The sequence below is a fragment of the Planococcus lenghuensis genome, assembly GCF_001999905.1.
Classification (GTDB): Bacteria; Bacillota; Bacilli; order Bacillales_A; family Planococcaceae; genus Indiicoccus; species Indiicoccus lenghuensis.
In genome coordinates this window covers 1,412,260-1,438,295 of sequence record NZ_CP019640.1, presented here as the reverse complement: position 1 = coordinate 1,438,295, position 26,036 = coordinate 1,412,260, and the positions used below count along the sequence as shown (strand labels likewise).

The window sequence follows — 26,036 nt, the reverse complement described above, 5'->3', positions numbered from 1 at the left end:
AGTTTCTTTTTCATGTAAAATAAAACTGAGCGATAGAAAGAAGGGATTTCATTGCAGGGACAAACGCACGCACTTGCCGCAATCCGCGGCAGTTATTCTCAGTTCAGTGACAAAGAGCGAAAAATAGCCGATTTTGTACTGGCAGATCCAAAAAACATCATCCACCTGACGATCAATCAAATCGCAGATGAGCTGAATCTGGCGGAATCAACCATTTTCCGCTTCTGTCAGCGCATTGGCTTTAAGGGATTTCAGGCGTTCAAAATCGCGCTTGCGGCAGAAATCGTGACACCTTTGAAAGATATTCACGAGGAAATTGAAGAAGGAGACAGCATGAAGACTGTCTCCGAAAAAGTTTTCCATACAAATATGAAAGCCATTGAGGACACACTTGGAATTTTAGACGAGGCTGCCATCGAACGAGCCGCAGCAGAAATTTTAAGCGCAAGGAAAATCGAGTTTTTTGGAAACGGCGGATCGGGCATCGTGGCACTGGACGGCTATCATAAATTCATCCGCCTCGGTCTTCACGTGGCGATGAATCTCGATGCGCACATTCAATTGATGTCAGCGTCACAACTTGAAAAAGGGGATGTCGCGATCATCATTTCCCACTCCGGTTCCACAACCGATGTGCTGGAAGTACTCCGCGTGCTGAAGGAAAAGGAAGTAACGGTGATTTGTGTGACCAATTTCGCCAAGTCACCTCTATCAAAAGAAGCGGACATTGCACTTTATACAGTCTCCGAAGAAACGGATTACCGTTCGGAAGCGCTGTCTTCGCGAATCGCCCAATTGTCGCTGATTGACGCCCTTTATACGAATTTAATGATTGCCCGCGGCGATAAAGGGAAACAAGCCATCAATAACATGCGGAACGCCATGTCGCAAAAACGGCTATAAAAAAAAGACTGACTCCAAGTGAGTCAGTCTTTTTCTGTTTGCCTGGATTCAACGATTATCGTTACCGGGCCGTCGTTGACGAGTGATACATCCATCATTGCGCCGAATACGCCGGTTTCAACAGTCAATCCGTGTTTCCGGAGCTCGTCGTTGAACGCTTCGTACAGCTGTTCCGCCTGTTCGGGCCGGGCCGCTTCCGTGAAGCTCGGCCGCCGCCCTTTCCGCACATCGCCGTACAAAGTGAATTGGGAAATGGACAGGACTTCCCCGCCCGCTTCCTGAATCGATCGGTTCATTTTGCCTTCCGCATCTTCAAACAGCCGGAGCCCGGCAATTTTCTTCGCTGTATATTTCACATCTTCTTGTGTATCCATATGCGTGAGACCGACGAGAAGCACATAGCCGGATGCAATGCTCCCGGTAACTTCACCGTCAACCGTCACTGCCGCTTCCTTCGAGCGCTGAAGCACAATCTTCATGGTCTCACCTCAATTCGTAACCCGCTGAACGGAGTAGATATCCGGCAGCCCTTTGATCCGGCCGACAACGCGGTCAAGCGTTGAAACGTTCGGAATCATGATGGTCAGGTTAATCGTTGCAATTTTATCGTTATCCGCCTGGGCGTTCACGGCCGTGATGCTTGTCCGGGTGTCATTGACAAGCTGCATCACTTCATTTACGAGGCCAGGCCGATCGTACGCTTCCACTGCGATATCCACGGAATACTGTTTGAGCGCAGCCGCTTCTTTTTCCGATCCGTCCCATTCCACCGGCACCAGACGTTCAGTTTCTTCAACCGAAATATTCGGACAGTCGCCGCGGTGTACAGAAACGCCGCGTCCTTTTGTGATAAAACCGATGATCGGGTCACCCGGCACCGGATTGCAGCAGCGGGACAGGCGGATCATCAAATTATCGATGCCCCGCACTACGACGCCGGATTCCGTCGGTTTTTTCGGGGTAGCCGTCCGCATTTCAATCGTCACCCGTTCAAGCGCTTCATCCTGTTCGCGTTTGCGGCGTTCCCGCTCCGCCAGGCGATTGACGATTTGCTGGGCAGTGATGCCGCCGAATCCGACAGCCGCATACAGATCTTCTTCCCCGGCAAAATTGTATTTTTCACAGACCCGCTTGATATTTTCATTTGTCAGGATATCCTTGACGGTAAAGTCCTGTGACCGGATTTCGCGTTCGATCATGTCCTTGCCTTTATTGACGTTTTCATCGCGGACCTGCTTCTTGAAAAATTGCTTGATCTTATTCTTTGCCTGAGAGGACTGAGCGATTTTCAGCCAGTCCCGGCTCGGGCCGAATGATTGCTTTGATGTCAGCACTTCCACAATATCACCGGTGCTCAGTTTCGTGTCGAGCGGTACCATCTTGCCATTCACTTTGGCCCCGATCATTTTATGGCCGATTTCCGAATGCACGCGGTAAGCGAAATCGATCGGACAGGAACCGGCCGGCAATTCCATGACATCGCCTTTTGGTGAAAAGACGTAAACCATATCCGAGAATAAATCGAATTTCAGCGACTCCATGAATTCTTCCGCGTTGGACGAAGCATTCTGGAACTCGAGGATTTCCCGGAACCATGTCAGCCGCTGATCGACCGTATTCTGGGTCGTTTCAATATTTTTGCCTTCTTTGTACGCCCAATGGGCCGCAACCCCGTATTCGGCGATGCGGTGCATTTCTTCCGTGCGGATCTGCACTTCAAGCGGGTCGCCCTGCGGTCCGATCACGGTCGTATGGAGCGACTGGTACAAATTCTGTTTCGGCATTGCAATATAATCCTTAAAGCGGCCGGGCATCGGTTTCCACGTCGAATGGATGATGCCGAGCACTGCATAGCAGTCCTTGATGCTGCCGACCGTGATGCGCACCGCAATCAAATCATAAATTTCATTGAACTGCTTGTTTTGCATCGCCATTTTCTTATAGATGGAGTAGATATGTTTCGGACGGCCGTAGATATCCGCTTCAATTTCCACTTCATCGAGCTGGCGCTGGATTTCTTCAATGACGTCTTTCAGGTAATCTTCCCGCTCGTTGCGTTTTTTCTTCATCAGGTTCACGATGCGGTAGTACTGTTGGGGATTCAAGTAGCGGAGGGCGGTATCTTCAAGCTCCCACTTAATGGTGGAAATTCCAAGCCGGTGTGCGATCGGCGCAAAAATTTCAAGCGTCTCTGCCGCTTTCATCCGCTGTTTATCCGCCGTCTGGTATTTCAATGTCCGCAGATTGTGCAGCCGGTCCGCCAGTTTGATCAAAATGACCCGGATATCCTGGGCCATGGCCACAAACATTTTCCGGTGGTTTTCCGCCTGCTGCTCTTCTTTGGACATGTATTTAATCTGACCGAGCTTTGTTACACCGTCCACCAGGAGTGCGACTTCTTCACTGAACTCCCGGACAATGTCATCGCGCGAGACGTCCGTATCCTCGACGACATCATGCAGGAAACCGGCTGCGACGGTCTGCGGGTCCATCTGCAGATCGGTCAGAATGCCGGCAACCTGAACAGGATGGACAATATACGGTTCACCTGATTTACGGAGCTGGCCGCGGTGTGCCAGTTCTGCGACATCGTATGCCTTTTTTACCATCGCGACATGCTGCTCATTCATATAAGCTGCCGCGTCCGCAAAGACATCTTCGGCTGTTTTGATTTGATCTTTCGCCATAATTGCCCACCTTGCTTTTGTTATTTCCTTCAGCTTTGCCGGCGGATCTGCCGGCAGGGAGCTGCTTGTTCAAATACCCGACAACATCTGCTTTCCCATAAGTAATCAGGGCAAAACAATGCTGCCCTGACTGATCGCCGATATCCTGAAATTCTTGCTTGCCTGGCTGATCGCCGGCTATCTCACGTGCGGACTGTTCCAAAAGTGTATTCCTTTATTATCGAAAACTTTCTGCCAAATGTAAAGCTTTAGACTATGGCGTTTCGACAATATTCGTCAATAAGACACATTTCGCGCCTTTTTCCAGTGCCGGCACAGCAATTCCATTTTCTGTGCCAAACCCTTCGATCCAGCCATTCGCCAATCCCACGTAATCCGCTTTGAACTGAATGGAGGCTGCCGGCTCTCCCCCGTAGTCGATGTGTTCCTCGCCCACAAAGCAAAACCGGTTAACAGCCACATGCCGGTAAGCAGAAACCGTGAGCGCACGCGGTGTCGACGAAGGATACAGTTCTGTCGGCACCGGCCCCATCGAGACGAGGAGCTGGGCTTTGATGTTCCAAGCTGTCTGCGATACCGGATCGCCGTCCCGGTGATGTCCGATGTGACGGAAATTAAATGACCGGTTATCACCGACCGATAGATGGCCGAATATATGTACGTCCGCCGCTGCGGATGAATTGGAATGCGCTTTGATTTCGATGCCGCCTACGCAATTCGAAGTCGAGTTATGGACGAGCCATACATCCCGCGAGCCGTCGTCAATCTCAATGCCGTTCGAATTCGAACGGCCCGCTTCATGTGCCCGGCCGCTCGGGTTGCATGCATGCGACCGGGAAATGAGGATGTGATCGCTGTGATGCGTCGTGATGCCATCATCCCCGAAACCTGAGGCGCTCGCACCGTCAATCCACACATAACGGCTCCCTCTTTTGGCCCGCTGGCCGTCCCCCGCATAATTGTACAAGGGGGACGTCACATCAAACCCGTGGAGACCGGCGTTGCGGGCCCCGACGTTTTTAACCCAGCCGTATGTCACATTGGCGAATGTCAGACAGCTTGAGTAAGTGCCCCACGTGTTTGTCCGGCCTTCTGTCGGCAGCCGTTCCGCATTCCAGTCGAGCGTCAGTTCTTCCACTGCAATGCGGCGATTGCCTTTCTTGCTATTGCTGTTTGCCACGAGCCGCTGCTTTTTGGGCGCGTCCCGGTGCAGCCGGATGATGGTCTCCGACTTTCCCGCCCCGATAAGCCGCGTATTGTCCGGCAGCGTAATGCCGCGCACCACAAATACACCCGCCGGCACACGGACCGTAACGCCGCCGTTGCCGATCGCTTTCATGAAGGCCGCCGTGCTGTCGGTTTTGCCATCACCTACTGCGCCAAAATCCGCAACATTCACTTGCTGTGTGCCGGCTTCAAATTTGCTGTATTCCGTATCGAGATCTTCTTTCCACGCAGGAAAGAAACCATTTTCTGCCGTCAGCGGAACAGCGGGCGGCACCGGTTCTGCAGACAGCCGCCAAAAAGGCCGCATCCAGAAATCAGCCGACCGGATGGACGGACGCGCCGATTTGATGTCCGGTTGTTTCCCCCCGCTGACCTCTGCATATAATTTCGCCGTTTCATCAAGGATGGTCTGCCTGTCCGGCAAATCAAAATAAAATCCGTCAATCAATGCTTCATTCTGAAGCGGATTATGCGTCTCTGTTAACTTCACTTGCTGCCGCCTCCTGCCATAAGGTCACGCTATATTCACAAAGATCAAGCAAAAAACCCTTCACCGTCTGCCGGTGAAGGGGATTTATGTTCAGTAGGAAACCAATGTTTTGATCGGGAATTGGCTGATCTTGTCCCGCCCGTCCAAGTAGGTCAGTTCGATGAGGAAGGCACAGCCGACCACTTCACCGCCAAGGCGTTCCACCATTTTGGCTGACGCTTCCACTGTGCCGCCGGTCGCGAGCAAATCGTCGACGATCAGCACTTTCTGACCCGGCCGGATGGCATCTTTATGCATGGTCAGAACGTCTTTTCCGTACTCAAGTCCGTACTCTTCCCGGATCACTTCACGCGGCAGCTTGCCTTCTTTTCGAACCGGCGCAAAACCGATTTCAAGGGCATATGCGACCGGGCATCCGATGATGAAGCCCCGCGCTTCCGGGCCGACGATGATTTCAGCGCCGACTTCTTTGGCGAACTCCACAATCTGGTCCGTCGCGTACTTATAAACGGTGCCGTTGTCCATGATCGTTGATATATCCTTGAAGCGGATACCCGGCTTCGGCCAATCTTCTACAATGGTTACATATTGTTTCAAATCCATACTTTTTCCTCCCTGGCTGACAGCTGGGCATTGAACCATTCCTTCAGGTCATGATACGACGCATACAGGAGTTTCTGTTCAAGTTCCATCTGCCGCTGGCGTTTCTGATAAGATGGTGCTTCTGAAAGATCCCGTTTGACAGGCGTTTCCGCGATTTCAGTCAGTCCATTATTCATTTTAACAAATCCGAGCTCAAAAAACACCTGCAGCATAAAAATGAGTGAATCGCGGCTCCAGCCTTTATGCTTTGCGAGCGTCTCTCCGTCTTTCCGCACATCGAACCGGCCCCGCTGCTTCAGGAAGCCGAACAGCCATTTAAACTGATCCCGGTCCGGCAATGTGCCGAAATAATGGGATTCTTCTGTGAAGAAATGGCAGTACACCCTTCTTGGACGAATGCGCAGCAGCACATCCTGCAGCTGCTGTTCGCTGTCCGGCAGATCGAGCAGCACAAGGTGATGGGCAGCACAATCCGCCTCATCAAGTCCGTCCGCCTGCTTGATCGGCGCCTTCACGAGCTTCTGGAATGCTTCCACCGTTTCGTTCCGGAACACCACGTACAGTTGGTCGGTTTCAGGAATGAGCGGCGCCCAGCGCGTCACTTGCCGCACACCACGGATGTCATATAATTGCCACTCGGTCGTCCGCAAGTCCTCCAGCAGCAGCTGCGGCTTTTTGCGGCCATTCCATTCGTTGATCTGCAGATCGCCGATCGCTTCCACTTTCACTTCCGGTGTCAGCTCATCCGCCAAATGACCGAGGCTGAATCCGATAGCGTCGATCGCCGTGCCGTCTTTTTCAAGTTCCATTTTCAAATGGTTCTTATTGGCGCCGATTTTGCGGATCGTCGCTGCCCGGACACCGTTCAGATAAAATTTCGGCCGGCTGAAGCCCATGCCGTACGGGGCGAGCGACCGAATCGATTCAAGCGTCTCAATGCTGATTTCAGCCGGTTCCACCGGAATATCAATCTCCACTGCCGGAATCAATTGATCGTCCGTCAGCACGGCTTCTCCTTGCCGGTTGAGCCGCTCCCGCAGCGCATCGACGTCAGCGGCTGCAAGCGTCATGCCCGCCGCCATCGGGTGGCCACCGAAATGCGGGAGGATATCCCGGTTCTGCGCCAGTTCATTGTATAGATGAAAGCCTTCGATGCTCCGGGCGGACCCTTTCGCTTTTCCGGTTTCCGGGTCAAGCGACAAGACGATCGTCGGCCGGTAGAACAATTCTACGAGCCGGGATGCGACAATGCCGACGACACCGGGATTCCAGCCTTCCTGAGCGACAACGATGACATGCGGCGCGCCGTCCGGATGCCTCGCATGCACTTGGGCTGTCGCCTGCTCCGTGATTTTCGCGACAATGGACTGCCGTTCTTTATTGAGCATATCGAGTTGCTTGGCAAGCCCCCGCGCTTCCGCCGGGTCTGCCGACAGCAGAAGATCGACTGCGGGACCGGCATCCTGGAGCCGGCCGATCGCATTGATGCGGGGACCGAAAGCGAAGCCGAGCGTCTCTTCCGTGATTTCATGCGCTCCGACGCCCGCCACTTCACAAAGCGCCGCAATCGCTGCACGGCCGGTCGTCTTCAGGCGGCTGATGCCTTCCCGGACGAGATAGCGGTTTTCCCCGTGCAGCGGCACGAGGTCCGCCACGGTGCCAATCGCGGCCAGTTCCAATAAATGATCAGGCGCTTCGCCGTAAAGGGCATGCGCCAATTTGAAGGCGACGCCGACGCCGGCCAGTTCGCCGAATGGGTATGTAGAGTCCGGATGGCGGGGGTGGATGACAGCATGCGCTTCCGGCAGCACCTCCCCGATATCGTGGTGATCGGTGATGATGAGATCCATGCCGAGCTGCTTGGCGAGCTTAGCCTGTTCGATGCCCGACACGCCGTTATCGACGGTGATCAAGAGCGTGCAGCCGCTGTCGGATGCCAACTGGAAAAGTTCACTGTTCGGACCGTAGCCGTGATCGAAGCGGTTCGGGATCATGAACGTCACGTCCGCTCCGAGGTCCCGGAGCACGGTCATCATGACCGATGTGCTCGTGACGCCATCGGCATCATAATCGCCGTATACGATGATCTGTTCCTGTTTGTCGATCGCCTCGCGGATGCGGGTGACCGCTTTATCCATGTCTTTCAATAAATACGGATCGTGAAGCGATGTATGGTCGATATTCATAAAAGCATGGGCTTTTTCAGGCGTATCCATGCCGCGGGAAACGAGTATTTTTGCAAGAACCGGCGGAATATCGAGTTCCCGCTCCAGCTGTTTAGTTTTATGTTCATCAGGTGTGGACAATTGCCACTGTTTTTTGGATTCAATCATAGATGTCACTTCCTCACGCATTCATTATACAAAAAGGGACCCGGTAAGAATAGTGTTGACATTCCTATTTAAACCCGGCGTCAGCTTGTATCGGTTAAGAATTTCTAACTGTCGTATGCATGACCACAGCTGAGTAAGCCGGAAACAAAGGGATTACAGGTTCCAAATGCAGAAGGAAATGTGGGACGGACTGCCATAAGGGATTTTTACATTTACTTCTTTTAAGGAGTTGGATGGATCACTTTAGTTTTTCTCGGAAACCAAAAAACCTTCCAGGTGATTCCCGGAAGGTTCCACAATTACCATTAAAAACATGAAGCAATACAATGTCGATCCGGACTTGTTGAAATCACGTCGGATTTTTTTCGTCGGTGACCACAATCAGCTCGTCCCGTTCATCCGGTTTGCCTGGTTCATTGGATGAGCGCTTGTATGCACTGATTTCATTTTGCTGGGAAGCGATCTTCGACTCTTTTTCAGCCATTTCCTTTTTCAGCGACTTCACTTCGCGGCTCAGCCTGTAGCTGCGGAACAATGCGAAGCTGCCGCTGATAAGCGCCCCCGCGAATGCTGAAAGCAGAATGATCAGGATGAGCGGCCACTGGGCTTCGCCAAATACGTAATTGACCGGCACAGCGTCCACATTATTAACCGCAAAAACGGCGATGATAATTGCAAACAATAAACTGATAATCAGAAACCATTGCACTTTCATATCATTTCCTCCTTTCGCCTCAATTAGAAAAGCGCAAGCGGCCCGAATTGAGGAAGGCAACCTAAGACCACGGCTTCCTGCCGCAACGGTTGCCTGACCCGCTTCGTGCGGGCCCTTAACAGGCATAAGGCGACATCCTCAGGAAATCCCGATTCCTGAGGGCGGGGACTTATGACCCCGAGAGTCTGGCCGCTGTAGTCTGGACAATAAAAAAATCAGAACAGGGCTATAGTACTTTACCCTGTTCTGATTCTTACATAAACGTTATACAACCGGCTCGTCGGTTCCCCACTGCCGTTCTTTTTCCCGTTTTTCGATATCGATCGGACCGCTCTTCTGGAGTTCCCGTTTCTTCAGCACGAGCCATAGCTGGGCCGCGATGAAGATTGACGAGTACGTGCCGGCGATCAGACCGATCAAGAGCGCGATCGAGAAGTTCAGGATCGATGCCGCTCCGAAGAAAATGAGGGCGATGACGACCAGGACAACCGTCAGTACGGTGTTCACCGACCGGCCGAGCGTCTGGCGGAGCGATTTGTTCACAATGCTCTCCAGTGCTTCAACCGTATCGATTTTCTTCATGCGCCGCATGTTTTCCCGAATGCGGTCGAATGTCACGATCGTATCGTTAATGGAATAACCGATGATTGTGAGCACAGCAGCGATGAACGTGATATCCACTTCCAGCCGCAGCAGGCTGAACGCCGCCACAATGAAGAACGCATCGTGCAGGAGCGCCACGATGGACGCAACCCCCATCCGCCACTCAAAGCGGAAAGCGACATAGATGATGATGCCGATCGATGCGATGGCAAGGGCTTTAAGCGCATTCTGCGCAAGTTCGATGCCGACCGTCGGCGATACAGTGCTCACATTCGGATCTGCTCCGTAAACCGTCGCCAGTTCAGTCCGGATTTCTTCAATCTGTTCCTGACTGAATTCTTCGACATACGTGATGACCCCGATGGAGCCATCATCGCCGGAAATGACGATTTTATCAGACGGATAGCCGATTTCCTCGACCGTTGCCGCCACTTCCTGCTGCGTCAGCGTTTCGTCCGCCGTCACTTCCACGCGCGTTCCGCTGGCAAAATCGATGCCGAGGTTGAGGCGGAAAATCGCAAGGACAATCATGCCGATCGTAATGAGCGCGAGTGATGCCGCAAAGAACTTCCGGCGGTTGCCGGCAAAATCAAAGCGGTCAAACTTCGTGCTGAGATCGAGAATGCTGTAATTTTCTTTCGCGTCATGCACTTTCGACTTACGTAAGCCGAACAGCCAGTACTTGCCGTCGAGCACGCCGCTGTTGACCCACAGTCCAAGAAGGACCCGTGTACCCCAGACAGCTGTGATAAAGCTCGACAGAATCGAAATGATGAGCATCGTTGCAAACCCTTTAACAGAGCTCGTCCCGAAATAGAACAGGACAGCCGCCGCCAGGAGTGTCGTGATGTTCGCATCCAGAATCGCCGAGAACGATGAACTTGCGCCCGCTTTAAACGATTCTTTTACAGAGCGGCCCGTGCGCAGTTCTTCCCGGATCCGTTCGTAGGTGATGATGTTGGCGTCGACCGCCATCCCGACCCCGAGCATGATCGCAGCAATACCAGGGAGCGTCAGAACACCTTCGATTAATTCAAAAACCACGAGGATGAGATAAACGTATACCGACAGGGTGATGACGGCGATGAAGCCCGGCAGCCGGTAATAGAAAAGCATGAACAGCAGGACAAGCGTGATGCCGATCGCTGCAGCGTATGTTGTCTTATCAAGCGCCTGTTCGCCGAACTGGGCCCCGACGGATGTCGAATAGATTTCTTCGAGATCAACCGGCAATGCGCCTGCATTCAGGATACCCGCCAAGTTGGTCGCTTCTTCGATTGTCGGGATGCCGTCAATTTGCACATTCGTCGAATTGATGCGCTGGTCCACGCCAGGAGCTGAAATGAATTCCGGATTGGCGGATGTTACTTCCGACCGGTAGGAATCGACTCCTTCTTCAAAATCAAGCCAGATGACGATCCGGTTTTCACCGAACGGCCGCTGTGAAATCTCTTCTGTAATCTCGGCGAATTCATCCGGATTTTTCAGTTCGAGCGTCACAATCGGCGTGCCGGTCTGACCGATTGTTGCGTTGGCACCGCCTTGTTCGAGATCACTGCCGTCCAGCAGCAGGTTGTCATCCGTGTCCCGGAACGACAGATTCGCCTCCGTCGACAGCAGCTCCCGCGCCTGCGACTGATCTTCCACACCGGCGAGCTGAACGCGAATGCGGTCACCGCTCTCGATCTGGATGTTCGGCTCACTGACGCCGAGCACGTTGATCCGTCTCATGAGTGCGGTCGTCGTATCGGCGAGCACGTCATCGGTGATTTCCACACCATCTTCCAGCTCAGTCACTTGATACAGCACTTCAAACCCGCCCTGCAGGTCGAGTCCTAAATTAATGTTTTTGGCAGTCGGCAAAGCCGTTGTCAAAATTGTCGCGAACAGTACCGCAACAATCAGAAAAAAGACGATAATCCGGCCTCTTGCTTTCATGTTATGCACTTCCTCCTCTATCTAAAAACACAGCACCTTCATTATGGGACACGCCCTAGTGCGTGTCAAACCGCTTTTCGCCTTTTGCCGGTGACTTCAGCAATTCCTTCCAGTCGTCTGCAGCGGTCTCCGAAAACCAATTATCCCGCTTGAATCCTTCCAGCTGGCGGAATTCCATATAACCAGATAAACGGACATTCAGGATATCCCGCACTTTTTCATGCAGCGCCAACCCGTCAATGTTCTTTTTTCGCCATATATTCTGGACGCAATACGCCCATAATTGTTCCGGCGTCAGCCGGCCGGATTCCAATAAACGCATTTCCGTACATTTGGCTTCAAGTACCGGGAGCAAGAGTGTATAGTGTTGCGGTTGTTGAGGCATGGCCTTTCCTTTCTTCAGCTGCACCACGAGCTGATCGAATACTCTGACATAAAACCGCTAAAAAAGTTCCGCTCTCCTATGGAGAAAGCGGAACATGTCTTTTATTTGTCCACGACGCGTGCAATTGCCTGACGTTCGAATTGCATGCGTGTGCCGTCTGCAACTGTGAGATAGACAGTTGTGTCATCCAGTGCGTCGACCGAGCCATGCAATCCTCCGACCGTAACCACGCGATCGCCGCGCTGCAGGTCCGACTGCATTTTCGCTGTCGTTTTCTGTCGCTTCTGTGCCGGGCGGATGATGAGTGCCCACATGAGGACGAACATGAGCAGAAGCGGTGCTAATGCAAAAAGTGTTTCCATTTGGTGGTTCCCCCTTTCAATCGTTCTCTCTGTTTATGGCTTGCGGTGAAATCCGCAGATCTGCGGATTTCAGAAATTTTTCGCGTTGGGTTTATTGAAGCCGTATGCCTCGAAAAACGCTTCGCGGAAGTCGCCGAGACGGTCTTCGCGGATCGCCTGGCGTACTTGCTCCATTAAGTGTATCAGAAAACGCAGGTTATGGTAACTAGTTAACCGAAGTCCGAACGTTTCCTCAGCCCGGATCAGGTGATTTACGTACGCCCGGGTATAATTGCGGCACGTGTAACAATCGCAGTGCTCATCAATCGGCCGGAAATCCGTCTTATATTGCGCTTTTTTGATGTTCATGCGCCCTTCACTCGTCATGAGCGTGCCGTTTCGCGCAATGCGGGTCGGCAGCACGCAGTCGAACATGTCGACGCCGCGGATTGCTCCGTCGATGAGGGAATCCGCAGATCCGACGCCCATGAGGTAGCGCGGCTTATCCGCCGGCAGCAATGGCGTCGTAAAGTCGAGCACCCGGTTCATGACATCTTTCGGCTCCCCGACAGACAGACCGCCGATCGCGTAACCCGGAAAATCAAGTGAGACGAGATCCCGCGCGCTCTGTTTGCGCAATTCTTCGTACTCTCCGCCCTGCACAATGCCGAACAACCCCTGGTCCTGTGGGCGTTTATGCGCTTCAAGGCAACGTTCCGCCCAGCGGCTCGTGCGCTCGACACTTGATTTCATGTAATCATAATCGGCTGGATACGGCGGACATTCATCAAACGCCATCATGATGTCCGATCCGAGATCATTTTGAATTTCCATCGCCTTTTCCGGGCTTAGGAATAATTTATCACCATTCAAATGGTTGCGGAAATGAACGCCTTCTTCTTTGATGTCGCGGAGGTCGCTCAGTGAAAACACCTGGAATCCGCCGGAATCAGTCAGAATCGGCCGGTCCCAATTCATGAATTTATGCAGACCGCCCGCTTCGCGGATGATGTCATTGCCGGGCCGGACCCACAGGTGATATGTGTTGCTTAAGATGATGCCGGCATTCATTTCTTTGAGTTCTTCCGGCGACATCGTTTTCACGGTCGCCTGGGTGCCGACCGGCATGAATGTCGGCGTTTCAAATGAACCATGCGGCGTATGGACAATGCCCAGACGCGCGCCGGTCTGCTTGCACGTTTTAACGTGCTCATAGCGGATTGCTGTCATTGTGGTTCCCCTTTCGTTTGCGGTGCGATCAGCATCGCATCGCCAAAGCTGAAGAAACGGTACTTTTCATCGACCGCTTCCCGGTAGGCATTCAAGATATGGTCTCTGCCTGCAAGTGCGCTCACGAGCATGACAAGCGTCGATTTGGGCAGATGGAAATTGGTGATAAGTGCGTCAACCGCCTTGAACGTATAGCCCGGATAAATGAAAATATCCGTCCAGTCGCTGTCTTCCTGCATGTCACCGAACTTCGTGCCGACCGTCTCCAGTGTCCGGGCCGACGTCGTTCCGACTGCGACAACACGGCCGCCCGACCGTTTCGTGTTATTGATGATATCCGCTGTTTCCTGCGTGATGCGGTAAAATTCCGCATGCATATCGTGGCTTTCGATGTCTTCGACGCTCACCGGGCGGAACGTGCCAAGTCCGACGTGGAGCGTGATAAATACGACGTTTACGCCTTTTTCCCGCAAGTCATCCAGCAGTCCTTCGGTGAAGTGAAGGCCGGCAGTCGGTGCCGCCGCCGAGCCGCGCTCGCGGGCAAACACCGTCTGGTACCGGTCTTTGTCATCGAGTTTTTCGCGGATGTACGGCGGGAGTGGCATATCGCCGAGCTGATCGAGGATTTCATAAAAGATCCCGTCATAGATCATGCGGAAATAACGGCCGCCATGATCCGCTTCACCGATGCATTCCGCTTTCAGCAGCCCTTCGCCGAATGACACGACCGTGCCTGTTTTTACGCGCTTCGCCGGTTTGACGAGCGCTTCCCATACATCGTCTTCAGTTTGTTTCAGCAATAACAATTCAATATTGGCGCCTGTTTCTTCTTTCGTACCGAGAAGCCGAGCGGGCAACACGCGCGTATCGTTCAAGACGAGGCAATCACCGGCTGTCAAATACTCGGTGATGTCCCGGAAATGACGGTGCGCCGTGTCACCGGTGTCTTTATCAAGCACGAGTAGCCGGCTCGCTGTCCGGTCTGCCAATGGCGTCTGGGCGATCAGTTCTTCAGGTAAATTAAAATCGAAATCTTTTACTTCCATTACTCGTTCACAATCCTTATTTGAAATTCTGTTTCTGAATAAAATCTGCGTTCTTTTAGTCGTACCGCCCGCTCTGGGGAAGCTCCCGCTTTTCCTATGGTGGCGTCGCTTAAACTGCGGTTGTTTTTTGAGCATAATGACTTGGCTTGGAGCCCAAAAGATAAAAACCTTCTAAATTAAAGTTACTTGTTCTGTAACCAGCAAGAAGTCCCATTCATTTTCAGCCGCACCGCCCGCTCTGGGAGAGCTCCCGCCGCAAGCCCGGCAAACACCGCCGGTCTTACAGCCCCGCTTCTCCCGTAGACGCGCAGTGCTGAGATAAAATTTCCGTTTAAATTATTAAGATATAAACAAAATTACTCGATATTCGTTGATCCTATGCTTCCGGCAGCGCAAAGCCGAAGTGTTCATATGCCATATGCGAGGCGACGCGTCCGCGCGGCGTACGCTGGATGAAGCCAATCTGCAGGAGATACGGTTCATAGACGTCTTCGACGGTCGTCGATTCCTCGCCGATGCTTGCCGCGATCGTATCCAGACCAACAGGTCCGCCGCGGAAGCGCTCGATCATCGCTTCGATCAATTTGCTGTCGACGCTGTCAAGTCCGAGCGGATCGACTTGCAGCAGTTCAAGCGCCTGCTGCGCCATGTCGAGTGTGATGTCGCCATCACCTCGCACTTGCGCGTAATCCCGCACCCGCTTCAATAAGCGGTTGACGATTCGCGGGGTTCCCCGGGAACGCCGGGCGATTTCCACAGCCGCTTCCCGGGAGATGCCGGCGCCGAACAATTTCGCACTGCGCACTGCGATTTCCGTCAGCGCTTCCGCATCGTAATACTCCAGCCGGCTCATAACACCAAACCGATCACGGAGCGGCGCAGACAAGGCGCCCGCCCGTGTCGTTGCACCGATCAGCGTAAACGGCGGCAGATCGAGCCGCACAGTGCGCGCTTCCGGTCCTTTGCCTACGACGATATCCAGACAGAAATCCTCCATCGCCGGGTACAGCACTTCTTCAATTGCCCGGTTCAGCCGGTGGATTTCGTCGATGAACAGCACATCGCCCGGTTCCAGTGACGATACGATTGCAGCGAGATCGCCCGGCCGTTCGATGGCAGGGCCGCTTGTCATGCGGATGCCGACTCCCATTTCATTGGCGATGACGGATGCAAGCGTCGTTTTCCCGAGGCCTGGCGGGCCGTACAGAAGGACGTGATCGAGGCTTTCCTCGCGCATCTTTGCCGCTTCGATGAAAATCTCCAAATGCTGTTTAACTTTATGCTGGCCGATATACTGCGCTAAATACTGCGGCCGGAGCGACTGTTCAAAGTTCTCATCGAACTCCGATACCTCGCCCGCAATGATCCGTTCAGTCATAGCCGCCGCCTCCTCTTATTTCTTTTTTAATAATAGCTGCAAGCCCTGTTTCATATAGCCTTCTGTATCGAGATCCATTTCCGCAAGCTGCGGTTTCACTTTATTGATTTCACGTTCGGAATATCCGAGTGCACCGAGTGCCAGCATCGCTTCTTCCAGCTCCGCCCGCTCCTGCTGTTCCGGCAGGATCCGCTCCGGCGCATCACCGAATCCTTCATATAAATCCTTCAACTTCCCTTTCAGATCAAGAATCATCTGACGGGCGGTTTTCTTGCCGACGCCCGGGAATTTCGTGAGGAACGCCTCGTCTTCCCGTTCAATGGCATCAATCACATGCGACGGCTGGCCGGATGCCAGAATGGCCAGTGCGCCTTTTGGTCCGATGCCGGAGACGGAAATCAGCTTCCGGAACAACTCGCGCTGCTCGATGCTTTTGAAGCCGAACAGGAAATGCGCATCTTCCCGGATATGCTGGTGAATGAATACTTGCTGTGTTTCTTCAGACGAATGAAACACGTACGGGTTCGGCGTATAAATCAGCCAGCCGATTCCCCCTTGCTCCACCGTCACATATTCAGGCGTCACCCGTGTGACTGCCCCTTTTATGTAGTCGTACATATGCCTCGCTCCTTAAATGCAATAGCTCGATTATATCACAATTCCGTGCGGCCCGGGAGTATGACGGATACCTGCGAAGCCGGCCGTTTCATGTTAAACTGAAAAACGAAAAGGACAGGTGAATCCGATGACAAAAATGTACGGTGAAGAGCGGCGTGCGTATTTGCTGGAACAGCTCGCGACCGCAGGCGGTCCGCTCACCGGCACTGAGCTGGCAAAACTGGCGAACGTCTCCCGCCAAGTGATCGTAAGCGATATGACACTTCTGAAAGCGCGCAAGGAACCGATCATTTCCACGAGCCAGGGCTATCTGTATTTGGAAGACCGGAAAGAGCGCATCGTCAGCCGTCAGATTGCGTGCGTCCACCGGCCGGAAGATACAGCAAGCGAATTAAAGATTATTACAGCAGCCGGTGCCACAGTGAAAGATGTCACAATCGAGCATCCCGTATACGGTGAGCTGACTGCGAACGTGTTCGTCTCGACAGAACAAGAAGCGGAAGCATTCATTGAAAAAATCCGGAAAGCGAATGCCGGTTACCTGCTGGAACTGACGGAGGGTTTTCATCTCCATACGCTGACGGCGCCGAATGAAGCAGCCATCGAACGCGCGATTGTTGCCATGCGTGAACATGGATTTCTTATTGAAGATCAGGAAAGCTGATGCCGGAAAACCGGTATCAGCTTTTTGTGATTTGTGGTGGAAATTCAAATGAGTGGCTATTAAGATCGGCTGAGTGCACTTTAAAAGTGGCTGAACGAGTTTTAACACCGGTTGAAGTCACTTTAAGGATGGTTGAATTAACTTTAAGACCGATTAAGTTCGCTTTAAGATTTCTTGTGTCTTTTTTTGTTTTTTATTAACCTTCTGTAATTTAGTACTTTTAAACACCTCCCAATAAAAAAGCCGACCTGCTTCTGCAGATCAGCCCTCATACCTATAATACGATCCGAGCGATTTCACGTCACAGCCAAGAGCTTCGAGTTCTTCGAATGCCCCTTGCATCATGCGCGCCGCCGCGTCTTCTGTCACATCGACAATGAAGAAATAATCGCCAAGGCCGGTTTTCAGCGGCCGCGACTCGATTTTGGTCAAGTTGAGCTGACGCCACGCGAAGACTGACAGCACCTGATGAAGTGCGCCCGACCGGTCATCCGCCGGCAGTGAAATCATCAGCGTTGTCTTCACGTCCCCTTTATGATTCGGCAAGCCAAGCTTTTGGTTATCCCGGCTCAAGACGAAAAAGCGCGTATGATTGAAATGGAAATCATGGATATTGCGCTCGAGAATCGTCAGTCCGTATGTTTTCGCCGAAAATTCATTACCGATTGCGGCAATCGCGCGTTCCGGCAGCTCGCTCACCATTTTGGCGGCCGCTGCCGTGGACGTCATCTGCTCGAGCGGTGTGGACCGATACGTGTAATACAGGAATTTATGGGATTGCGCAAGCGCCTGCGGATGCGAATAAATCGCTTCAAATGCGTCCGCGTCCCGGTTATCCGGATGGACAAGCAAATGCTGCTCGATCGGTGATGTTATTTCCGCAGCCACGTACAGCTCGACGTCATGAAACAAGTAATCGACTGTCAGCGAGACTGAACCTTCAAGCGCATTTTCCACCGGCACCACCGCATAGTCCACCGCACCTTCCGCCACCGCTTCGATGCATTCAGGTATGGTCGTATACGGCTTCAGGTTGTCATCGCCGAATAATCGGGCTGCGGCCAAATGCGTGAATGACGCTTTCGGTCCAAGATAAGATATCGCTCCACGGGTCGAATGTTCCATCATCTGCGGCTCCTCCTATGTACGGCCGCCGGACATGCCGGCAGCTTTATTGATCAAATCAGTCAATGAATTCGAAATCGTAATCGAGCAGACGAACGGTGTCGCCATTTTCCGCACCGCGTTCACGCAGCGCGTCATCAATGCCCATACCGCGCATCTGTCGCGCAAACCGGCGGGTCGAGTCTTCGCGGGAGAAATCGGTCATCTTGAACAGACGCTCGATTGCATAACCCGTCACGACAAACGCACCGTCATCATCGCGCGTGATGACAAATTCATCACCTTTTGCTTCATGCTTGTACAGCACTGCTTTATCAGACGCCAGTTCTTCTTCCGAGATGAGCGGGAACTCCGGCGTGACTTCGAGCAGGTCCGCAATCGCAAACAGCAGGTTCGACAATCCATCGCGGGATACGGCGGAAATCGGGAATACTTTGGCATCTTCCGGCAGTTTCGCCTTGAACGCTTTCAGGTTTTCTTCCGAATCCGGAATATCCATTTTATTCGCCACGATCAATTGCGGCCGTTCGGTCAGGCGCAAATTGTATTGCTTAAGCTCTTCATTGATCGTCACATAATCCTCATACGGATCGCGGCCTTCCATACCGGACATGTCGATGACATGCACGATGACGCGAGTCCGCTCGATGTGACGCAGGAATTGATGGCCGAGCCCGACCCCTTCATGTGCGCCTTCAATCAGTCCGGGCAGATCCGCCATGGCAAAGCTGCGGTTGTCCGGTGTTTCGACCATGCCGAGGTTCGGAACGATCGTCGTGAAATGATACGCGCCGATTTTCGGTTTCGCTGATGTGACAACCGATAATAACGTCGATTTCCCGACGCTCGGGAAGCCGACCAGGCCGACATCCGCCAGCACTTTCAGTTCAAGGACGACATCGCGCTCCACGCCCGGTTCGCCTTTTTCCGATAGTTCCGGTGCCGGGTTTTTCGGTGTGGCAAAGCGCGTATTGCCGCGTCCGCCCCGTCCGCCGCGGGCAATGACTGCCCGTTGGCCCTGTTCCACGAGATCCGCAATCACGGCGCCTGTTTCCGCATCCATGACGACTGTGCCCGGCGGTACAGGAACCACCATTTCTTTCGCTTTCCGGCCGTGCTGGTTTTTGCTCATACCATGCTCGCCGCGGTCCGCTTTAAAATGGCGTTTATAGCGGAAATCCATCAATGTCCGCAAACCTTCATCCACTTCAAATATGACGTCGGCGCCTCTGCCGCCGTCGCCGCCGGCCGGTCCGCCGTTCGGGACGTATTTCTCGCGGCGGAACGCCACCATTCCGTCGCCGCCGTCGCCGCCTTTCACATACACTTTTACGTGATCTACAAACATTGTATATTATCCCTCCAACTTCGCGGTCACAGTGATAATCGTATCCTGTTCCGCTTGCTGCTGTTCCACTGTCAGCACATCTTCCGGGTAAGAAGGCAGTGCCGGCAAATGACCGTTCAACAGGACGGTTATTTTAAACAGCGACTGTTCAGCACCAAGGCGCACGGTACAGACGGTTTCCGTCTCCATATCGCACGTTTCCGTGATGCCAATCAACAGCGCTTCAAGAAAATCAGTAAATTGCTGGTCCAACTCCTGCGGTGCCCGGTCGCCGCTGCATTCCACATTCACCAGGAATTCAGGAAAGCGCCACCCGGCTGTCAGCAGCCACTCTTCCGTGACCGGCAGCCCAAGCCGCACTAGACAGCTCTGTACTTTCGCCAGTTCCGCAAACTCCTCGATCAGCCCGCTGATCCGGTCCGTTTTCCCAAGATCGGCATTGATTTTAATGAGCTGGAGTTTATTCAAAAAATCGTGGCGCGCATGCTGCAGGGCTTCCGCTACAGTAAGCTTGTCCTTCATGTGTCTGATCCCGCTTTCCTGTTGTGTCTCCCCTTAGTATACCAACAGTTCCGCCAAAAGAAAAAGGGCTGCCGTTACGCAGCCCTTTTTCTCAAGTATTAAGCTTCCTGCACTGCAGGATACACGCTCACTTTTTTGCGGTCGCGTCCGTAACGCTCAAAGCGCACGATGCCGTCCGCCTTAGCGAAAAGTGTGTCGTCTCCGCCGCGTCCGACGTTTTCACCCGGATAGATCTTTGTACCGCGCTGGCGGTAAAGGATCGAACCGCCTGAAACGTACTGGCCGTCAGCGCGTTTAGCGCCAAGGCGTTTCGATTCGGAGTCACGTCCGTTTTTCGTTGAACCTACACCCTTTTTGGATGCGAAAAACTGAAGATCCAATTTCAACATTTGTTCCACCTCCTACCCTTTGAAGGTAATGGCAATAAAATCACCGTAGCCTTGTTCAATCGTCTGTAAGGAAACAATCATCGACCGGACAATGAGCTGTACTTGCTCATCCTTTACCCTGTCTGGCAGTTCCGGAAAACCGACCTGCAGATAACCGCTGTCGGCCTGCTCGATCGCAGGCTCAATCCCCGTCAGTTCCACAATGGCGTTCACTGCCCCGAACGAGACAGCGGAAGCGCCGGCACAGACGAGATCCTGACCGTGTTCTGCATAATCGGCATGTCCGGACATTTCAAACGAAGCAACCCGGCCGTCATGTTCCGTAACAATCACTTGGATCATCTTACAGGTTGATACCGTCGATTACGACTTTCGTGTAAGGCTGACGATGACCTTGCTTGCGCCGGTAGTTCTTTTTCGCTTTGTATTTGAAAACCGTGATTTTCTTCGCGCGTCCCTGTTTTTCGACTTTCGCCGTAACAGTTGCTCCATCAACGTAAGGAGCACCGACTTGCGTGTTGTCTCCGCCTACGAGCAGAACTTTATCGAACGTCACTGTGTCGCCTGCCTCAGCTGGAAGCTTCTCGATGAAGATTTCCTGGCCTGGCGCCACTTTCACTTGCTTGCCGCCTGTTTCAATAATTGCGTACATACTTGCACCTCCTCTTAGACTCAGACTCGCCTCTTCAGGTGATCCGCATGCGCAGATGCTTGAACCCGATTCGAGCGGTTACAGTAGCACGGGGTGCTACAAACATAACAGTATTATATTAGTACACCAGACAAGTGTTGTCAATGATTGCGCTACGAAAGTTTGGGAGCATCAGAGGACATGATTTCTTTATAAAAAAAGAAATAGCGGCAGGCGGACGCTTTCCGCGGGCACGGCTTCAGCCGCTTCCTTCGTTTCACTCAGTCCAGGGTCTTCAGCTCGTGCTGTTCCCGCCGGAGTCGCCGCCTGCCGCTCCTCTCATATTAAATCAAGTTAACAACGCTCCAGTCGCTCTATTAATTGCTTACAGTAATTAAACCAATCCATCAATGAATAATTATTAATCAAATTTGCAAAATGCAATTTTTCATCTTTCATTCCTTATTGATGTTTATAAGAAAATCCGTGCCGCTTTTTGGCATTAAAAAAGCTACCCTAATCAGGATAGCCCAGTAATCACTAGATAAGCATGTTTAGTATGAAAGCTTCTCTAAACAGTGTTCATTTAAACAGCAGCTTTCTTCACCGGAAGCTGCCGACCTGGTACTTCGAGCTGCGCTCTCTGGCCCGGGAACGGAACAGGGTAAACGCAACGCCGAAAAGCAGCAGGCCATTCATCAGCGCCGTCGGGAATAACCGGTAAACGAGGAATTCGCCCACCGGCATTGATGTAAAACCGATCAGCAGGAAGACGCCGTATAAAACGACTTCAAATGCAACCAGGATGCCGAAGCCGATTGCCGTGCCAATAATCGGCCGGTCGTCAAACCGGGAAGCCGTGAACGATGCGACGAGTGCCGCGACCGGAAAAAACAGCGCGTACAAGCCGACGATATCAATGAAAAACACGTCATGCATCACACCGAACACAAACCCCCACAAGACCGCATGCATGCGATCCGCATAGATGGCGATCATCATCAGGAAGATGAGCACGAACCTTGGGACGATGATAAAGAATTCATCGCTTACCCGGAATGGAGAAAACAGCGTAAAAATCGGTTCGATAAAAAACAACAGCAGAAGGATGAGCGGGATCAACGCCCGGTTCATTCCTCTTCGCCTTCCAGTCCGTTCAGTTCAACCGGTTCGATTTCAGGTGCAATCCGGTCAGCGATCATGACGTGGTCAAGCAGCGGGAATTCAGCTGACGGTTTCACATAAGCGAGCTTCGTCAGACCGAATTCGTCGACTGTCACTTCCGTGATTTCACCGATGACGATGCCGCGCGGGAACACCCCGCCAAGACCGCTTGTCACAACTTGCTGACCCGGTTGGATGTCCAAGTTCGATGCCACTCGCTTGAGCAGTAATTCCCCTCGCTCGGCATCATAGCCTTCGATCAATCCATGCACTTGCGCATCTGCACCCGTAACAATAGCTGATACGCGGTAATCCGCACTTTCAGATGTCAGAAGTTCGACTGTCGATGTGAGCGGCGTGACTGTTGCCACTTTGCCGATCAATCCGTTCGCCGTCATCACGGCCATGTTCGGGGCAATGCCTTTCGATGAACCTTGATCGAGGATCAGCCGGTTCTCCCATTGATCGGGATTGCGTCCGATGACATTCGCCTGGATCGGATTAAAATCCCGGAGGTCTTCTTCTTTACCGACGATTTTCCGGAGCTCTTCATTTTCGATCCGTAAATCCGCCACTTCCGCCTGCACGCTCGCATATTCCTCGAGCCGCGCTTTCAGCCGCCGGTTCTCTTCATAGGAATCGAGGAGCAAATCCGCCTGCTCGATTGCACCGGCGACAAATGACGCCGGACGCGAGATGATAGTCTGTCCGATACCGGCTGCATCTTTAATGAACTGCTCAGGCAGGGTTACATTATCCCGGTCCCGCAGCGAAAAGCCGATCAATGCGACGAGGATGATAACCCCCACCAGCAAAATGATCAGCCGCTTATTTGAAAAAAATCGAGGCATGAAATGCCCTCCTTATCTTTGCCGTGCCTGGCGGCGGGCCGGACGCATATTCTCGAGCGCCATGCCGGTACCGATGGCTACGCAGTCAAGCGGTGAATCTGCGACATTCACACCCATCTGCATTTCTTCACTCAACACCCGGTCGAGGTTCTTCAATAAGGCACCGCCGCCTGTCAGCATGATGCCCGTTTCAAGAATATCCACCGAAAGTTCCGGCGGTGTCGTTTCAAGTGTTTTCTTCACGCCTTCTATAATAGCAGAAACCGGCTCTTTGAGCGCTTCCGCCACTTCTTCTGACGTGATGGTCACCGTCTGCGGATGCCCCGTAAGCATATCGCGTCCGCGGATCTGCATGCTTTTGTTTTCCCGGTACACGCGCGCTGTCCCGACTTCCATCTTGATGCGCTCCGCCGTCGGTTCCCCGATCATGACATTATGTTTTCTGCGGACGTACGTCATGATGGCGTGATCCATCGCATCGCCCGCAATGCGCACCGATTCGCTGACGACGATGCCGCCGAGCGACACAACCGCCACTTCCGTTGTCCCGCCACCTATATCGACGATCATACTGCCGGCAGGTTCCCAAACCGGGAGTCCCACACCGATCGCCGCTGCGAGTGGTTCTTCAATGGTGAATGCGTTACCTGCACCCGCCTGATACGTGGCATCGATAATCGCCCGCTGTTCCACGGACGTAATGCCGTACGGTGCGCACACCATCACATTCGGCTTCCACAGCATGGAGCCGCCGGCCGTCTTCAATGCTTCCCGCAAATAATGCCGCATCATTGCCGCTGTCATATCAAAATCCGCGATGACGCCGTCTTTCATTGGCCGGATCGTTTCCAGCGTATTCGGCGTCCGACCGATCATCTTATATGCTTCCGAACCTACTGCCACAATTTCCCGTGTATGTATATTCCGGGTGACGACGGATGGCTCGCGCAGGATGATGCCTTGTTCTTTCATATATACGAGCGTATTTGCCGTTCCCAGATCTATGCCAACATCTTTTGAACCGAACCCGAACAATTAGGATCTTCCCTTCTGTGCTTCATTGCAAAGTTAGGGTTTATTATAGAGGAAAGCACGGGAAAGAAAAAGGGCTACATGACCCCCTTTTCCTTTAAGCTTGTAAATTGATGGTCACCTATTATCACATGGTCGAGCAATTCGACCCCGACAATCGAACCAGCCTCAGCCAATCGTTTTGTCACGTCAATATCCTCAGGCGATGGCGTCGGATTGCCGGATGGATGGTTATGCGCGCAGATGATGGACGCCGATGAACGGCGCACAGCTTCACGGAAAATCTCCCGGGGGTGCACGATCGAGGCATTGAGTGAGCCGACAAAGATCGTCTGCTTATGCATAATCTGGTTCTTTATGTTCAGGAACAATACCACAAAATGTTCTTGTTTAAGCGATGTCATATCCGCCATTAAGTAATCCGCGGCGTCTTTCGGTGACCGGATCGTGAACTTTTCATCGGTCTGCTGCTGGGCGAGCCGGCGGCCGAGCTCGACCGCAGCGAGCAACTGGACCGCTTTCGCTTCCCCGATTCCTTTGATCGCTGTCATTTCTTCAATCGTCGCATCCTTCAGCTCATGGATTTTCTCGACGTGCAACAGAACGCGGTTCGCGAGCTGCAGAACGGATTCGTCTTTCGTCCCCGTCCGGAGCAAGATGGCGATCAGCTCCTGATTCGACAAGCTCATCGCCCCTTGGCGGATGAGCCGTTCGCGCGGCCGGTCGGCGATATGCACATCGCGGATCATCAATTCCATCATTCCGCTCACCCCTCTTCTCCTCCTTTTACGGAAATATAACCGCAGCTGTCGAGTAAATGAGCCAGACGGCTGATCGGCAAGCCGACGACATTGTTGTAATCCCCATAGATTTTCTCGACGAACAGTTTCCCGGCGGTCTGGATGCCGTAGCCGCCCGCTTTATCATACGGATCTTCAGTTGCAACGTATCCGCTGATCCATGAGGCGGGCAGGTCCCGGAATGTCACTTCCGTCCGCTCGTAAAATGGCATCGATTTCTTCCCGTCGATGACCGCCACCGCCGTCACGACGTTATGCATGTGACCGGACAGCTTCTCCAGGTAATTTCGTGCTTCCTCGGCATTGGCCGGCTTCAGTAACACCTCGTTTTCCCAAACGACGATCGTATCGGCACCGATGACGATATGGCCGGGATGCGCGTCGGCGACTTCGCGCGCTTTCTGTTCCGCTGTTTCCGTGACATACGCGATCGGTGAATAAAAATCCTTCGGGTCCGGCTCCATCTTTTTGCTTGGAATCACGTCGAACGGAAATCCGAGCGATGCAAGCAGTTCCTGGCGGCGGGGCGAAGCCGAAGCGAGAATGATCGGGTAATTGTTTTTGAATTGCATGGCAGTCCACTCTCCTTTCTATGACTATAACCAAAAATCGGGAGAAGGAAAATTGTGCAGGAAACGTGAAAACGGGGATTTGGAGAAGGAAGTGTGAGGAAACTAAGGTTTTCAATAAAAAAAGCCGCCAAAGGGCAGCCAAGGAAGATGAAAATATTGATTTATCGAAATCGTTCCTAGCCGGCGCTTTCCGCGGGCGGTCCATCGAGCCTCCTCGTCGCTTCGCTTCTCCGGGGTCTCGATAAAACCGCTGATTCCGCAGGAGTCGCCGGCTGTCGCTCCTTCTTTAAGACAACAGAAAGTAGACAATCAATCCAGATAACTAGATTAGATCCTCAACTCCTGTCCTTATACAATGCCTACATGCGATTGTTACTTGCATTGTTCCGCAAGATTCCTGCCTGCATTCCCGCTCAAGTTATTCAGTTCTTTTAGGCAGAT

The 26,036-nt window shown here is 52.7% G+C and carries 27 protein-coding genes and 1 other annotated feature; of the genes, 2 read left to right on the top strand and 25 right to left on the bottom strand.

Annotation, left to right across the window (positions count from 1 at the left end; all coding sequences use genetic code 11):
* The first annotated feature begins 51 nt into the window (after nucleotides 1–51).
* Nucleotides 52–903 (top strand): MurR/RpiR family transcriptional regulator, encoded by an 852-nt coding sequence (locus B0X71_RS07325; protein WP_077588802.1) that lies wholly within the window; start codon nucleotides 52–54, stop codon nucleotides 901–903.
* A gap of 23 nt (nucleotides 904–926) precedes the next feature.
* Here B0X71_RS07325 and dtd read toward each other — a convergent pair whose 3' ends face one another.
* The 14 genes from dtd to ruvA form a co-directional block, all read right to left on the bottom strand.
* Nucleotides 927–1,382: a D-aminoacyl-tRNA deacylase gene (gene dtd / locus B0X71_RS07320; RefSeq protein WP_077588801.1), complete on the bottom strand. Its 456-nt coding sequence runs from the start codon at nucleotides 1,380–1,382 to the stop codon at nucleotides 927–929.
* Nucleotides 1,383–1,391: 9 nt separating this feature from the next.
* Nucleotides 1,392–3,590 carry a RelA/SpoT family protein gene (locus B0X71_RS07315; protein WP_077588800.1) on the bottom strand — a complete coding sequence of 733 codons (2,199 nt, stop codon included), beginning with the start codon at nucleotides 3,588–3,590 and terminating at the stop codon, nucleotides 1,392–1,394.
* The gene (locus B0X71_RS21215; RefSeq protein ID WP_077588799.1) at nucleotides 3,526–3,792 is read right to left on the bottom strand and encodes a hypothetical protein; all 267 of its coding nucleotides are present in this window, start codon (nucleotides 3,790–3,792) and stop codon (nucleotides 3,526–3,528) included. The genes B0X71_RS07315 and B0X71_RS21215 overlap by 65 nt, the downstream gene beginning before the upstream one ends.
* A gap of 51 nt (nucleotides 3,793–3,843) precedes the next feature.
* Entirely contained in the window at nucleotides 3,844–5,307 is a 1,464-nt protein-coding gene (locus tag B0X71_RS07305) for a glycoside hydrolase family 55 protein (protein ID WP_232336807.1), read from the bottom strand.
* Between the two features lie 90 nt (nucleotides 5,308–5,397).
* Nucleotides 5,398–5,910, bottom strand: a complete 513-nt coding sequence (locus B0X71_RS07300) for an adenine phosphoribosyltransferase (protein ID WP_077588798.1) — start codon at nucleotides 5,908–5,910, stop codon at nucleotides 5,398–5,400.
* The gene (gene recJ, locus B0X71_RS07295) at nucleotides 5,901–8,243 is read right to left on the bottom strand and encodes a single-stranded-DNA-specific exonuclease RecJ (RefSeq protein ID WP_077588797.1); all 2,343 of its coding nucleotides are present in this window, start codon (nucleotides 8,241–8,243) and stop codon (nucleotides 5,901–5,903) included. The genes B0X71_RS07300 and recJ overlap by 10 nt, the downstream gene beginning before the upstream one ends.
* Nucleotides 8,244–8,592: 349 nt before the next feature.
* Nucleotides 8,593–8,958, bottom strand: a complete 366-nt coding sequence (locus tag B0X71_RS07290) for a LapA family protein (RefSeq protein WP_077588796.1) — start codon at nucleotides 8,956–8,958, stop codon at nucleotides 8,593–8,595.
* Between the two features lie 264 nt (nucleotides 8,959–9,222).
* A complete protein-coding gene (secDF, locus tag B0X71_RS07285; protein ID WP_077588795.1) occupies nucleotides 9,223–11,499 on the bottom strand; it encodes a protein translocase subunit SecDF in 2,277 nt (758 codons plus the stop codon).
* A 55-nt stretch (nucleotides 11,500–11,554) separates the two neighbouring features.
* Nucleotides 11,555–11,884, bottom strand: a complete 330-nt coding sequence (locus tag B0X71_RS07280; protein WP_156889808.1) for a post-transcriptional regulator — start codon at nucleotides 11,882–11,884, stop codon at nucleotides 11,555–11,557.
* A gap of 101 nt (nucleotides 11,885–11,985) precedes the next feature.
* Nucleotides 11,986–12,246, bottom strand: coding sequence for a preprotein translocase subunit YajC (yajC, locus tag B0X71_RS07275; RefSeq protein WP_077588793.1), 261 nt, complete (start codon nucleotides 12,244–12,246; stop codon nucleotides 11,986–11,988).
* A gap of 69 nt (nucleotides 12,247–12,315) precedes the next feature.
* On the bottom strand, nucleotides 12,316–13,455 hold the full coding sequence (gene tgt / locus B0X71_RS07270) for a tRNA guanosine(34) transglycosylase Tgt (protein WP_077588792.1): 1,140 nt from the start codon (nucleotides 13,453–13,455) through the stop codon (nucleotides 12,316–12,318).
* Nucleotides 13,452–14,501, bottom strand: a complete 1,050-nt coding sequence (queA, locus tag B0X71_RS07265; RefSeq protein ID WP_077588791.1) for a tRNA preQ1(34) S-adenosylmethionine ribosyltransferase-isomerase QueA — start codon at nucleotides 14,499–14,501, stop codon at nucleotides 13,452–13,454. The genes tgt and queA overlap by 4 nt, the downstream gene beginning before the upstream one ends.
* A 376-nt stretch (nucleotides 14,502–14,877) precedes the next feature.
* Nucleotides 14,878–15,879, bottom strand: a complete 1,002-nt coding sequence (gene ruvB, locus B0X71_RS07260; RefSeq protein ID WP_077588790.1) for a Holliday junction branch migration DNA helicase RuvB — start codon at nucleotides 15,877–15,879, stop codon at nucleotides 14,878–14,880.
* Between the two features lie 15 nt (nucleotides 15,880–15,894).
* Nucleotides 15,895–16,497 carry a Holliday junction branch migration protein RuvA gene (gene ruvA / locus B0X71_RS07255; RefSeq protein WP_077588789.1) on the bottom strand — a complete coding sequence of 201 codons (603 nt, stop codon included), beginning with the start codon at nucleotides 16,495–16,497 and terminating at the stop codon, nucleotides 15,895–15,897.
* A 127-nt stretch (nucleotides 16,498–16,624) separates the two neighbouring features.
* Between ruvA and B0X71_RS07250 the strand changes: the two genes are divergently transcribed.
* Nucleotides 16,625–17,161 carry a transcription repressor NadR gene (locus B0X71_RS07250; protein WP_077588788.1) on the top strand — a complete coding sequence of 179 codons (537 nt, stop codon included), beginning with the start codon at nucleotides 16,625–16,627 and terminating at the stop codon, nucleotides 17,159–17,161.
* A 261-nt stretch (nucleotides 17,162–17,422) separates the two neighbouring features.
* Here the strand turns inward: B0X71_RS07250 and pheA are convergent, their stop codons facing one another.
* From pheA to B0X71_RS07195, 11 genes are all read right to left on the bottom strand, one after another.
* Entirely contained in the window at nucleotides 17,423–18,289 is an 867-nt protein-coding gene (gene pheA / locus B0X71_RS07245; protein ID WP_077588787.1) for a prephenate dehydratase, read from the bottom strand.
* A gap of 55 nt (nucleotides 18,290–18,344) precedes the next feature.
* Nucleotides 18,345–19,634 carry a GTPase ObgE gene (obgE, locus tag B0X71_RS07240; protein WP_077588786.1) on the bottom strand — a complete coding sequence of 430 codons (1,290 nt, stop codon included), beginning with the start codon at nucleotides 19,632–19,634 and terminating at the stop codon, nucleotides 18,345–18,347.
* Nucleotides 19,635–19,640: 6 nt separating this feature from the next.
* On the bottom strand, nucleotides 19,641–20,156 hold the full coding sequence (locus B0X71_RS07235; RefSeq protein WP_077588785.1) for a Spo0B domain-containing protein: 516 nt from the start codon (nucleotides 20,154–20,156) through the stop codon (nucleotides 19,641–19,643).
* A gap of 98 nt (nucleotides 20,157–20,254) precedes the next feature.
* Nucleotides 20,255–20,545, bottom strand: a complete 291-nt coding sequence (gene rpmA / locus B0X71_RS07230; protein ID WP_077588784.1) for a 50S ribosomal protein L27 — start codon at nucleotides 20,543–20,545, stop codon at nucleotides 20,255–20,257.
* A gap of 12 nt (nucleotides 20,546–20,557) precedes the next feature.
* Nucleotides 20,558–20,887, bottom strand: a complete 330-nt coding sequence (locus B0X71_RS07225) for a ribosomal-processing cysteine protease Prp (protein ID WP_077588783.1) — start codon at nucleotides 20,885–20,887, stop codon at nucleotides 20,558–20,560.
* Nucleotide 20,888: 1 nt separating this feature from the next.
* Nucleotides 20,889–21,197: a 50S ribosomal protein L21 gene (rplU, locus tag B0X71_RS07220; RefSeq protein ID WP_077588782.1), complete on the bottom strand. Its 309-nt coding sequence runs from the start codon at nucleotides 21,195–21,197 to the stop codon at nucleotides 20,889–20,891.
* A 12-nt stretch (nucleotides 21,198–21,209) separates the two neighbouring features.
* Nucleotides 21,210–21,287 (bottom strand) — a sequence feature (ribosomal protein L21 leader region).
* Between the two features lie 492 nt (nucleotides 21,288–21,779).
* Nucleotides 21,780–22,310: a rod shape-determining protein MreD gene (mreD, locus tag B0X71_RS07215; RefSeq protein ID WP_077588781.1), complete on the bottom strand. Its 531-nt coding sequence runs from the start codon at nucleotides 22,308–22,310 to the stop codon at nucleotides 21,780–21,782.
* Nucleotides 22,307–23,191 (bottom strand): rod shape-determining protein MreC, encoded by an 885-nt coding sequence (mreC, locus tag B0X71_RS07210; protein ID WP_077588780.1) that lies wholly within the window; start codon nucleotides 23,189–23,191, stop codon nucleotides 22,307–22,309. The genes mreD and mreC overlap by 4 nt, the downstream gene beginning before the upstream one ends.
* Before the next feature lie 12 nt (nucleotides 23,192–23,203).
* Entirely contained in the window at nucleotides 23,204–24,226 is a 1,023-nt protein-coding gene (locus B0X71_RS07205) for a rod shape-determining protein (RefSeq protein WP_077588779.1), read from the bottom strand.
* Between the two features lie 74 nt (nucleotides 24,227–24,300).
* On the bottom strand, nucleotides 24,301–24,972 hold the full coding sequence (gene radC / locus B0X71_RS07200) for a RadC family protein (RefSeq protein WP_198038741.1): 672 nt from the start codon (nucleotides 24,970–24,972) through the stop codon (nucleotides 24,301–24,303).
* Nucleotides 24,973–24,989: 17 nt separating this feature from the next.
* Nucleotides 24,990–25,595 carry a Maf family protein gene (locus B0X71_RS07195; RefSeq protein ID WP_077588778.1) on the bottom strand — a complete coding sequence of 202 codons (606 nt, stop codon included), beginning with the start codon at nucleotides 25,593–25,595 and terminating at the stop codon, nucleotides 24,990–24,992.
* Between the last annotated feature and the right edge of the window lie 441 nt (nucleotides 25,596–26,036).